At 38.5% G+C, this 12,316-nt stretch carries 12 protein-coding genes; 9 read left to right on the forward strand and 3 right to left on the reverse strand.

The genetic code is table 11. The features are described 5' to 3' along the window. Positions 1-8: 8 nt before the first annotated feature. Positions 9-1,787: a choice-of-anchor I family protein gene (locus H2677_RS14600; RefSeq protein ID WP_212638816.1), complete on the reverse strand. Its 1,779-nt coding sequence runs from the start codon at positions 1,785-1,787 to the stop codon at positions 9-11. Between the two features lie 164 nt (positions 1,788-1,951). Here H2677_RS14600 and mdtD point away from each other — a divergent pair, with 164 nt between their 5' ends. The 5 genes from mdtD (at position 1,952) to creB (ending at position 7,195) form a co-directional block, all read left to right on the forward strand. Further along, entirely contained in the window at positions 1,952-3,340 is a 1,389-nt protein-coding gene (gene mdtD / locus H2677_RS14605) for a multidrug transporter subunit MdtD (protein ID WP_212638817.1), read from the forward strand. Between the two features lie 38 nt (positions 3,341-3,378). Further along, on the forward strand, positions 3,379-4,347 hold the full coding sequence (locus H2677_RS14610; protein WP_212638818.1) for a hypothetical protein: 969 nt from the start codon (positions 3,379-3,381) through the stop codon (positions 4,345-4,347). Between the two features lie 11 nt (positions 4,348-4,358). Then, positions 4,359-5,120, forward strand: coding sequence for a glycoside hydrolase family 25 protein (locus H2677_RS14615; RefSeq protein WP_004917111.1), 762 nt, complete (start codon positions 4,359-4,361; stop codon positions 5,118-5,120). Continuing rightward, positions 5,110-6,177: a DNA polymerase IV gene (gene dinB / locus H2677_RS14620; RefSeq protein ID WP_212638819.1), complete on the forward strand. Its 1,068-nt coding sequence runs from the start codon at positions 5,110-5,112 to the stop codon at positions 6,175-6,177. The genes H2677_RS14615 and dinB overlap by 11 nt, the downstream gene beginning before the upstream one ends. A gap of 298 nt (positions 6,178-6,475) precedes the next feature. Next, positions 6,476-7,195, forward strand: a complete 720-nt coding sequence (gene creB / locus H2677_RS14625; protein ID WP_212638820.1) for a two-component system response regulator CreB — start codon at positions 6,476-6,478, stop codon at positions 7,193-7,195. On the opposite strand, the gene H2677_RS14630 is transcribed toward creB, so the two are convergent. Beyond that, positions 7,196-7,993 carry a hypothetical protein gene (locus H2677_RS14630; protein WP_199956231.1) on the reverse strand — a complete coding sequence of 266 codons (798 nt, stop codon included), beginning with the start codon at positions 7,991-7,993 and terminating at the stop codon, positions 7,196-7,198. It lies immediately after the preceding gene. Positions 7,994-8,171: 178 nt separating this feature from the next. On the opposite strand from H2677_RS14630, the gene creC reads away from it, so the two are divergent. The 4 genes from creC (at position 8,172) to H2677_RS14650 (ending at position 11,781) form a co-directional block, all read left to right on the forward strand. Next, positions 8,172-9,605 carry a two-component system sensor histidine kinase CreC gene (gene creC / locus H2677_RS14635; protein ID WP_235702184.1) on the forward strand — a complete coding sequence of 478 codons (1,434 nt, stop codon included), beginning with the start codon at positions 8,172-8,174 and terminating at the stop codon, positions 9,603-9,605. 75 nt (positions 9,606-9,680) lie between these two features. Further along, positions 9,681-11,084, forward strand: a complete 1,404-nt coding sequence (gene creD, locus H2677_RS14640) for a cell envelope integrity protein CreD (protein WP_151738687.1) — start codon at positions 9,681-9,683, stop codon at positions 11,082-11,084. Positions 11,085-11,145: 61 nt separating this feature from the next. Beyond that, positions 11,146-11,349, forward strand: a complete 204-nt coding sequence (locus tag H2677_RS14645; RefSeq protein WP_004917129.1) for a hypothetical protein — start codon at positions 11,146-11,148, stop codon at positions 11,347-11,349. A gap of 75 nt (positions 11,350-11,424) precedes the next feature. Beyond that, complete coding sequence (locus tag H2677_RS14650) at positions 11,425-11,781, forward strand: RidA family protein (protein WP_004958403.1); 357 nt, start codon at positions 11,425-11,427, stop codon at positions 11,779-11,781. On the opposite strand, the gene H2677_RS14655 is transcribed toward H2677_RS14650, so the two are convergent. Then, complete coding sequence (locus H2677_RS14655) at positions 11,778-12,311, reverse strand: DUF2726 domain-containing protein (protein WP_004917136.1); 534 nt, start codon at positions 12,309-12,311, stop codon at positions 11,778-11,780. The genes H2677_RS14650 and H2677_RS14655 overlap by 4 nt on opposite strands. Between the last annotated feature and the right edge of the window lie 5 nt (positions 12,312-12,316).

Here is a 12,316-nt window from a genome sequence, read left to right on the forward strand (position 1 = left end):
ATAACTTATTACTGAACATTCACTTGATAAATTGCAGTAGAGCCACTTACTTCATTTCCGACAACCAATAAGGGCTTACCATTTGGTGAGTCTTTGGCAGCGATAAAGATCAAGCCTTCTGGTCCTAAATCACCTTGCTTGGCACTATCCGTTTCCACAAAATTACGAGTCGTGAAATATTCAACAAATTTAGGCTGCATTGGTGTAGTAATGTCATATACCATCACGCCACTCATTCGCTCTAAACCAATAAATGCAAAGGTCTTCGCACCAATCGTGCCCAGTGTAATACCTTCAGGTTCAGGACCTTTATTATCACTACGATCATCTAAACTAACGGCTTCATGATCGGTATTAAAATAATTTGGAAACAGTTCAGAAATTTTCTTCTCAAACTCACTTCCTGAATCCCATACCAGCTGTCCTTGGGTATTCCAAATACTAAATGAACGTGCGCCATAGGCATACAATTTATCGTAAATTAATCGTCCATTTGCATCTAGCTTTGGTGATCCATCCGCATTGGTTTGATATCCCATATTCCATGCGATATTTAAACGGCCTAAATTACCATCTTTACGACAATCTCCTGCTTCGGTTGCTGTCGCACCACAATAGGCAAATGTAACAGGATTAAGTTTAGCTCCTTTCACACCATTTGCGATCTTTTGTAAATGGGCAGGATAATCACCTTCCGCATTGAAGCCTTTACTGTTAAATAAATGCTTCATACGGATATTTTCAACATAACCTTGAGCTAAGTTACCCGCAAAATAGGCATCTTCATCTTTTAACCATTCACGGCTATCCCCTTCATTGGCTGTGACCAAATAGGTTTGTCCATTCACTTGATAATTCGCAATCGAGTCTGGCTGATACATACCCACTAAACCAGTCCAAGTTTTGATATCTATCTTGCTGTCTCTATCACTGACATCCAGTTCATTACCCATTACGCCATGATCTTTATAGCCTAATGGATAAATATCGGTAACTTTCTGCTGAGCAATATCAATTCGTGCAATCGCATTATTTTCTTGTAATGTCACCCATGCCGTTTTGCTATCACCTGAAATGGTGATGTATTCGGGTTCTAAGTCTTGAGCAACCGTAGCATTTGGTCCAAAAATACGCACACCTTTTGCCATGAGATCTGCCTTTTGGCTATTCCAAGCTCTAAAATCAGCAATACTCGCTTTAGGTTGTTTAATGTCTTGAATATCAATAATACTGACCGAACCTTCAGGATCAATCGAATAATCATCATTTGGCTCAGCTTCATTTGCCACTAAAACAGTTTTTCCATTTGGACTAAAGGTCAGCATGTCAGGCAATGAACCTACAGCCACTTTACTCATAAAACTCAAATCTTTGGCATTAAAGAAAACCACGAGACCTGCATCGGTTTTATTTTTTGCTTGGACTGCAATCGCCACGATGCCATTTTGTACGGCAACGCTATTCACTTCTGAGTCAGCTAAATAATCACGTGCAGAGAGTTCTGCAATATGAACAGGTTGTTCAGGCTTAGATGCATCTAGTACATCTACCAAACCTTTTTGTGCATTCACGACAAATAACCGTTTGCTTGCCGCATCATACGCAGGAATTTCTGCTGCACTTTCAGCAAAAATATTGGTTTTATAGTGTCCTAATACACTTAATTTAATGGTTTCAGGGGTAGGTTCAATTTGTTCTGATTTATTGTTGTTGTCATTATTATCGTTACATGCCACTAATCCCACAGACAGTAAAGCTGTCAATAAAACTGAAATCTTAAACTTCATGATCAATTTCCATACGATTTATTATGTAGGATCAATCTAGTGTTCTGAGATTCAAATTCGATGACATTTTGATGTCATTTCGATGACGTCTCTTTGACAATTATTGTCTTTCTTTCAGGCTCTTTTGCATTAAACTTGAATAGAGTTTTAGCACCTTAAAATATATGACAACGACGACTCATCAAGCTGTACAACCTGAATTTCGCTTGTTGGTATTATTGGTTTCAATTGGCTTCTTTATGCAGGCCTTAGATACCACGATCGTCAACACGGCGATTCCTGCTATGGCAGTTCAGCTCAATCAAGACCCATTGCAAATGCATGGAGTCATTGTCGCTTATGTATTATCCGTCGCAGCCTGTATCCCGTTAAGCGGTTGGCTTGCTGATCGATTTGGTATTCGCAATATTTATCTCAGTTCGATGGTAATTTTCAGCTTAGCATCACTAGGTTGTGGCTTATCCCAAAATCTCGATCAGTTGCTATTCTTTCGTGTCATTCAGGGGATTGGTGGTGCATTGCTCATGCCTGTTGGTCGTTTGGCATTACTTAAACTAATTCCCCGCTCTCAGTTTCTCTCTGCTATGAGCCTAATGAGTTTGGCTGGTTTAATTGGTCCACTCATGGGACCGACATTGGGCGGATGGCTCGTCGAAGTCACCACATGGCACTGGATTTTCCTGATTAATATCCCGATGGGAGTCTTAGGAATGATCATGACCTTCAAAGTCATGCCTAACCAAAAAGAACCTAGCGTAAAAGCCTTTGATCTAAGTGGTTTTATCTTGCTCATGATCGCAATGGTCGGATTGTCTTTAGGCATTGAAAATATTGCTGCACCTCAATATTCAGGTTTAGTCAGTATTTCCTTATTAGTTGCAGGTACGATTGCAACAGTTGCGTATGCCTATCATGCACATAGCCATCAAAATGCTTTGTTTCATGGACGTTTATTTCGCTATAAGATTTTTTCAATTGGGGTACTAGGAAATTTCTTTGCTCGTCTCGGCAGTAATGCGATTCCCTTTATTTTACCGTTGATGCTGCAAGTGGCTTTTGGCTTCGAACCCTTTATCACAGGTTTAATGATGATCCCGATGGTACTAGGTTCATTATTTTCCAAACCGATTATTCGACCGATCATTCAACGAGTGGGTTATCGTCGCTTTCTGCTCACCAATACCGTATTGGTGGGTCTATGTATTGCTAGTTTTGCATTAATGACCGCTGATACGCCTCTCTGGCTAAAAATATTACATTTATTTATCTTTGGGACGCTCAACTCACTGCAATTTGTTGGCATGAATACGCTCACCCTTAAAGATTTACCACAGCATGATGCGAGTAGTGGAAATAGCTTCTTATCGATGATTATGATGCTCTCGATGAGTATCGGGGTTGCTTTAGCAGGTACATTGATCAATGTATATGGTCAACATTTTCCAACATCATCGATAACTACAGCTTTCCATGCCACACTCATCTCTTTAGGATGTATCAATATCATTACTGCTTGGATTTTTTGGCAAATTCCGAAAGAAACAACAGATTAATTAAGTAATAAAATATCAAAAATAAGAAGGATCTAGAGATGATCATCCCTAAATATTGGGCTGAAGCAAAAACCAAAACGAAATTTGAAGGTTGCCAATATACGATTAAACGCTTTGGTTGGTCAGATGAAAATATCGAAGCGGCTCAGCAGCATGCCGAGCAACGAGTCTTTGAGGCGCTTGAACAACTTAAAATAGATAAAACGGTTCGGCGTATCGATCATAAAATTGCTTATAACGGTGCAGAGGGCTTACCTATTCGAGAGGAAATCATCAGCCAGTACGATGATGTGATTATTACGCGTAATAGCTATGGTGCATTATGTCTAAACACACCTGATGTCTTATTTGCTGATATTGATTTTGTGACCCAACCTCATTCTAGTTTGTACTTCATCATTTTCTTTGTATTACTGGCTAGCAGCGGTTTAGGCGCATTTTATTTTTCTTCTTGGTTTATCTTTGGCATTGGATTTGTCCTTTCGCTTCTAGTTATGAGCCTGATTGCAAAATCGGTATTTAAATTCCAACAAAAACTTAAGGGCACACCTGAACAACAAGCTCTAGAGAAAATTAGAGCGTTCTCAGCACATTATCCAACATGGCACTTACGTGTTTATCGCACGCCCAATGGTTATCGAATTTTGGTTATGCATCAAATCTTTGAACCTCGAGGGGAGCAAGTTCAATCATTTTTCAAAGCAATCTATGCCGATCCCTATTATGACCTGATGTGCCAAAATCAAAATTGCTTCCGTGCCCGAATCAGTCCTAAACCGTGGCGAATAGGCGTAGAGCGATTAAGACAAGGTATATGGCCGATATCAAACGAGCGCACGGCAGACAGAGAAAACTGGGTACGTGAATATGAACGACAGGCTAAAGATTATGCATCGTGTAGATTTGTGGAACAATTTGGTAGTCAGATGGTTCATCCCAAAGCAAAACGAGTACAATCAATACATGATCAGTATTGTAAATCCGACTCTCTATTAGACCTTGCATAACTTCTGACGACATGGCGAAAAAAACTGCGAAATACCGACTCTCTGAGCATTATCCGACTTATACCAGTATCGGTTTAGCCGTCATGTTAGGTATCGTCAGTTATTTCGGTTTGTTCTACCAACAAAAAGCCTCTGCACAAGATTATTCGATTCGCGGTTTTGATGTTTCACATCATCAAGGTGAGATTAACTGGAAAAAAATCTCTCCGATGCAATATCAATTTGTCTATCTCAAAGCCACAGAAGGTGGCGATTTTAAAGATCGTAAGTTTCAGGACAACTGGCTAAAAGCTCGCGAACAGGGGTTGCATGTCGGTGCTTATCATTTCTATCGCCTGTGTCGTGATGGCAAAGTTCAAGCTGAAAATTTTATCGCGACTGTTCCAAAGAAAGCAGATGCCCTTCCCCCTGTGATTGATTTGGAATATGACAGTAATTGTATTAATACCTATACCAAAGAACAGTTACTCAAAGAAATTCAGGTCATGCATGATCAATTACAACAACATTATGGCAAACAGCCTATTTTCTATATTTCTAAGAGTTTTTATCACATCGTTTTGATGGGGAGCTTTAACGATACGCCGCTATGGGTTCGTGATTACGAAGCTAAACCTGAATTAAAAGACGGACGTAAATGGCTATTTTGGCAACACACCCAAACTGGAAAAATTGATGGGATACCTAAAGCTGTTGATTTAAATGTGTATGCGGATTCACCACGCCAGTGGCGCATCTTCCTTGAGCAGCAAGGCATTCAAGATGGCAAATGAGTTACGCAAAATCATTCATATCGATATGGATGCTTTTTTTGCCTCAGTTGAGCTACGTGATCGTCCTGAACTTAAAGATTTACCAGTGGTCATTTCCTCACACCATCCACGCTCTGTCATTGCCGCTGCCTCCTACCCTGCTCGTGTTTTTGGTCTACGTTCTGCGATGTCAATGGGGCAAGCAAAAAAGCTTTGTCCTCAAGTGGTGGTGATTGAACCTCATTTTGAGAAATATCGAGAGGTTTCAGCACAAATTCATCAAATTTTTCAGCATTATACACCACTCATCGAACCACTATCTTTAGATGAGGCTTATTTGGATGTCACTGAGAATCTAAAAAACATCCCGAGCGCTACTGAAGTTGCGACTCAAATTCGCGCAGATATTTTTGCCGTCACAGGACTGACCGCTTCAGCCGGCGTTGCACCTAATAAATTTTTGGCTAAGATCGCATCTGATTGGAATAAACCGAATGGATTGTTTGTTATCAAACCCCATCAAATCCAACACTTTATTCAAGACTTAGCACTAAATAAAATCCCTGGCGTTGGCAAAGTCACACATGAAAAATTAAATCAATTAAATTTACACACCTTGGGCGACCTACAAAAAATAGAAGAAAATGTACTCATCCATCACTTCGGAAAATACGGTAAACAACTGTATTTATACGCACAAGGCATTGATCATCGTCCCGTCAAAGCAGAACGTGAACGCCAACAAATCTCGAAAGAAATTACCTTTGATGATGACTACACATTGAATCAATGTGCTCATGCTTGGCAGCCTTTAGCAGAGCAAGTCTGGCGCAGTTTGCAAAGAAAACAGCTGACTGCTCGTGGGGTAAACGTCAAACTCAAACTCAAAAACTTTCAAACCTTACAGCATAGTAAGAGTTTTAAACTCGCTCTTCGCTCACAACAAGATTTAGAACAAGTGGTTTTGCAATTAATCGAAGAAATGCGTATTGATCAAAGTTTTCAATTCCGTTTAGTCGGTGTAGGCGTTTACCAACTACAGACGCATGAGGAGGAATCTCAACTTTCCTTGTGGTAACGTTGCTTTTTTATGCAAAAGCACAATTCTCGTTCAAATTTATGTTTGCTTTTTATGCGGTTTTCAGTACTCTAAGCATCGCAGTGACATTATCCTTGTCATTTGCTCTTGCTAAAGAAATCCTCGCTTTTAGCATTTGCTCCTGTGGTTGGCGTGACGATCAAATCCGAATATTACAGGGCACTTCAAGTGTCCTTTGCTTTATTAAATAATTATAAAAATGAGTATTCCTACTTTTCTCAACCACATCTTCCGCTAAACTAACCCAATAAAATTAGAAAATATTGATTAGTTAATCATGATGAATCAAAAACAAATTCTCTGTGTTGAAGATGAAGCTGCGATTTTTCTTCCGCTACGTTATGCTCTTGAGCGCGAAGGCTGGAACGTGAGTTGGGCAAATACAGGGGCTCAAGCACTACAATATCTTTCAGAACAAGCTTTTGATTTTATTATTTTAGATGTTGGTTTACCTGATCAGAATGGTTTTGAAGTCTGCAAACAGCTACGCCAAAAATATCAAACACCTTTATTATTCCTCACTGCACGTGATGATGAAATTGATCGGGTTGTCGGTCTAGAAATCGGCGCAGATGATTATTGTACAAAGCCTTTTAGTGCAAGAGAAATTGTGGCGCGAATCAAAGCCATTTGGCGCAGAATGGAAATACAGGCGCAAAATATCTCGTCGAAACCATCAACTTCCCAAGCAGAAATTATCTTGCAATCTGCGACGTGGACGTGCAATCCACAATCGCTACAGATTCAATATCATGGGCAAATACTGCAACTGACACGCTATGAATATCGTTTGTTATTTTTACTGATTCAGCATCCTGAACAAGTCTTTAGTCGACAACAACTGATGGATCATATTTGGGAACATCCTGAGCATAGCCTAGAACGTACAGTCGATACCCATATTAAAAGTTTAAGACAAAAGCTTAAACAAATTACCCCCGATGATGATCCCATTCGGACACATCGAGGGTTTGGGTATAGTTTAATTCAAGGTTAATTAAATACTACAATCCTGCTTCGTCATTTTAATATCGGTAATAGGGGTATAATCTGAATAATAAACTTTAAAATTAAACTGTGCACCTTTATCTAGTCTTTCTTTCATTGGTATATCTTTACAAACATTTTGAATAAGTTGCGGTACCCCACTAATTTCCCATTGCTCTTTGGAAAAATCATTTGCTGTAAAATGAATAAATCGAAAAACAAACATCAGCTCTTTATCTTGAGCAGTAATTTTTTCTAAATTCGTTTCTCTATCAACCTGCATTGGAAGATTTTTCTGCATGACATTCGCATATAAAGATAATTGAAGAGCCAAATCATCTTTGATCCCTTCTCTACATAAGTTTTCTTGTGGTATTGTCAAATATTCTTCTGTGATATAAAGCTTTTTATCTGCCTTTTTAGTTACTACCATATTATAGTCATTATCAGTATAGCATTTTTCATTACTATACCTTGATGCATTTATTTTTGTCGAGTTATGACCTCTAACTACTTTTACATTACTAAATTTTATTTGAGACCCTATTTTTTTAATTATTTCCATATTTTCTAAATAGAATTCTTTTGCTTTCTTACCTGACATACTCATTGAACGTTCGATACCATCAGATGAAATTCCCTTAATGGTAATCTTTGCATCATCGGCATACATGTCCATTTCTTTAGCATCATTCAAATTAGCAAGTTCTTCATACCTTTTTAAGAATTCCATATATTCTTGGTCTGGATGAATCGCAAAACAGCTTGACGCGCAAAACAAACTAAAAATTAAAATTATTTTATTCAAAGCTAATCCCTTAAATTTATCATTTTTTAAAAGGTACTATGTTGAATGTTAATATTCTCTAGCTCATTTTTCAATTTACCTGAACTATTTATTTCGATTAGTATTAAACTCAAGCACAACAATTAAAAAAATTTTTGATATGTCCATCTTTATCCGCATTTGGTTTTTCTTTAGCTTAGTGGTTGTGCTGAGCCTGAGCTTTATTGCCTACACGTTGAATCAACAGGTTAAACCAAATGTACGTCAAGTGGTCGAAGATACTCTCGCCGAGAATGCCAATATCATTGCCCAACTGATTGCAGAAGATGTGGCACAACAAAAAGTCAGTACACCTGAATTTGATCAAAAAATTCAAGCAGCATTATCACGCCAACTCAATGCCACAATTTGGCAGCATCAAAAAGATGAAATTAACCAACAACTGTATATTACAGATCAGCACGGTATTGTCATCTACGACTCCGAAGGTCAAGCCGTTGGGCAAGACTATTCCAAATGGAATGATGTTTATCTGACCTTACGCGGCAAATACGGCGCACGTTCTACTGCAACCAATCCTTATGATCGAAACAGCAGCGTGATGCATATTGCTGCACCCATTATTTACAAACAACAATTACTTGGTGTAGTTAGCATTGGTAAACCAAATCAGTCCGTACAACCGTATATTGCTCGTGCAGAACGTCAACTGATTCATCAAGCGCTTTGGATCGCCGCACTGAGTTTATTACTCGCAAGCATGGTGGCATATTGGTTAAGACACAGCATTGATAAAGTGCGTCGCTATGCTCAAGCACTAGCACCCGTCAATCAAGCTCCATTTTTCTATTCTGCAAAAGAGCTCAACCAAGTGACTCAAGCGCTCAGTGAAATGCGAGAGAAACTCGAAGATCGTGCTTATGTCGAAAATTATGTCAATACGCTAACCCACGAGTTAAAAAGCCCACTCACGGCAATTCAAGCCAGTGCAGAACTATTACAAGATGATTTACCCTTAGCAGATCAACAACAATTTGCAGCACATATTGTTGAGCAAAGTCATCGCTTACAATCTTTAATCGAACGCATGCTACTGCTCACACGCTTAGAAAAAAATCAGCATGCTTTAGAGTATCAAAATATTGATTTATCAAAATTGATTCGGGATTGCGTGATACAACAACAGAGTGCTCTTCAAATTAAACAGATTCAAATAGAGCTGAATCTTCCTGAATATTGCGCAATCTATGCTGATCCCTTTTGGCTTAAACAAGCAATCAATAATCTTTTAGATAACGCAAGAGACTTTTGCTCTGAACACGGTCTTCTCGCAATTCAACTCAGGGCAAATACCATCACTATCACTGGTGGTATTGAAATACTATTATTCAATGAGGGTGAAGCCATCCCTGAATACGCTTTAAATCGTGTCTTTGAAACCTATTTTTCATTACCTCGTCCCCAAAATCAGCAACGAAGTACAGGTATTGGTCTGAGTATCGTGCAGCAAATTATCCAACAGCATCAAGGTCACGTCACCATTCAAAATATCCCTGAAAATTATTTAGATTTCTTAGAGCAACACAAATCAGGAGTACTGGTAAAAATTATACTTCATCGAAACTTCACATAAGCTTCAATTACAACTCATTTAGAACGCATATCGATTCGAGATACTTGTCATACCACAATGACAATGGAATCCACCATGCGCAGAAACTTTATTAATCTGAAAATAGGAGCGATTTTGTTCCTGATTTTGATTTTTTATATTGGTCTTTTTTTTATCTCTAACTTAGTAGATGAGCGCCAAAGCTATCAACAACAAGTGATTCAGGACATTGCAAAAGAACAAATTCGCCCACAACAAGTGATTGCACCCTATTTAAAACTTCCCTATCAAATTCAAACTACATGTACCGATGAACAAAAGAAAACTTACGATTGCACGCAAACAGCATTTATTACCTTAGGTGCAGAAACAACAGACTGGACAGCTGAATTTAAAGTTTCAGACAATACCTACAAACGTAGTATGTATAAAGCGATTAGTTATCAAAATCACATGCAAGGAAAAGGCGTATTTAAAGGCGCTACGATTGAACCTCAACACAACTATCTTTGGGATCAAGCTGAAATCATTTTCCCTATCCAAGATGCTCGCGGTCTAAACGCAAAGCCAACGTTTAATATTGATGGAAAAAATTATAAATTTGACTTTTCTGAACAAAGCCAAGGACAGCATGGCTTTGATCTCCTACATATCACCAGCAAGCAATATCCTGAACTGATCCAAAAACTCCAACAAGGTTTTAGCTTTAATCTGCAATTTGATCTAGAAGGTTTAAGCGAATTTGCATTTATCCCAACCAGTTACGAAATGACATATCAAGCTAAAGGGAATTGGGGTGATGTGAAATACGATGGTCAAAGTTTACCGTTTAAGAAACTCAGCAAAAGACAACTTTTTGAAGCGGACTGGAAAAATATTGCTTTAGGTAAACGTAATTTAGATCGTCTCTCAACCTGTGAAAATAGTCAGTGTTTTTACCAAGCTTTAAATACTCAAAGCAATCTGATCAGTGATGTTGAGGCTGCTTATGCTACTTCAAATACATCTTCAAATAACATTTCTGGTATTTCAACGCAATTTTTAGAACCCGTTAATATTTATACCCAAACTGATCGTGCCATCAAATATGGCATTATGGTGATCATTATTACCTTTGGTTGCTTCTTTTTATTCGAGGTTTTGAAGAATCTCAAAATTCATCCTGTTCAGTATGCTTTGGTTGCCATGGCACAAGGCGTGTTCTTCGTCTTATTACTATCAATCAGTGAATATTACGCTTTTTCCCTTGCCTATCTGATTGCGGCAGTTGCATGTATTGGCTTGATTACTTGGTATTTATACTTCGTCGTTCAAGGTTTTAAAGCCGCCATACTCTTCGGTGTTTTGCTCAGTGCTTTATACGGCATGATGTATCTATTACTACAATCCAGCGGAAAAACTTTCTTGTTCGGCTCCATTTTGTCTTTCATTTTAATTGCATGCGTCATGTACATCACACGCCACGTCAATTGGTATCAATCCGAACAACAAAACATATAAACGAATTGGGCAAAGTCATATCTTTGCCCAATTTTTAACAATGATGATAAGGAATAAGATCATGTGTCACACGACCACTTCAGCTTTGAGCCAACTCAAACAACTGTGTCCCAACCAGAGCTCTATTGCGAGCTGTTTAAATCAACTTCGACAAGCCAAAATTCAATTTCTGAATCTAGGCAATATTATTATTTGCCCACAATCCCGCTCTATTTTGATTTTCAAACAACGTAAATTAATGGAAATAGAAACTTTTTCAGCCTAATTTAAACAAATTTACACTGCATCAGAATCGTATCAAGTACAATCTTTTCTATTGTTATTCATTCAGGTAAATCTTATGTCTGTGCAGCGTTTGCATGTCACTTCTCGTTACTGCGAAGTCGCAATTTCAGGAAATTTGGTTCATTTAGCAGGTCAATTAGCTGATGATACCAGTGTAAATGTAACTGCTCAGACACAGCAGACTTTAGATAATATCGATCGTTTACTAGCGGAAGCGGGAACAGATAAAACCCATATTTTGTCAGTGCTTATTTTTCTTAAAGACATCGAGAAAGATTATGCCGCGATGAATGCGGTTTGGGATGCATGGATTGCTGAAGGTCATCCCCCAGCACGTACCTGCGTAGAATCTAAACTCTATGCACCTGACGTACTAGTAGAAATGACCGTTACTGCTGTTCTTCCAGATTAAGACGATTTTGCAGCAAACATACTGTACTTCATCATACGTTCTGTTTGAGGCAATGAGGTAGATGAAGTTGTCATAATGGTATTTGATTCATAAGGATCAGATACCAAATCTTCACGTAATTCATGTTCTGTTGGAATACTACCGTAGCGTAGAACTTTATAACCAGCCAGCTCCAACAAACTATCTTGATAGTATTTTTGATTTAAACGATTAATTGAAGACTCATCTGCAATCTCAATCACAGCGAGAACCTGATATTGTTGATCAAGCACAACAAAATCTGCCACTAGTCCTTGATACTTACGGCGTGTATGCGCATATTTTGTTGTCAATAAAGCATCAAAAGACACGTGTGCAAGTACAGTATGACGTGGCAAAACAGCCTGTAAGCGCATAAGTGTAATTTGTTCAGAAATCGTGAGAATGCCGCGGCGTTTTAACGGACTATCTTGACGTTGATTTTGATGCATACGCCGAAGCGCGAGTGCTGCAATTATTAGCAACCCAGCTAATGTAATGAAATAATACATTTCTA

The organism is Acinetobacter junii (genome assembly GCF_018336855.1).
GTDB lineage: Bacteria > Pseudomonadota > Gammaproteobacteria > Pseudomonadales > Moraxellaceae > Acinetobacter > Acinetobacter junii.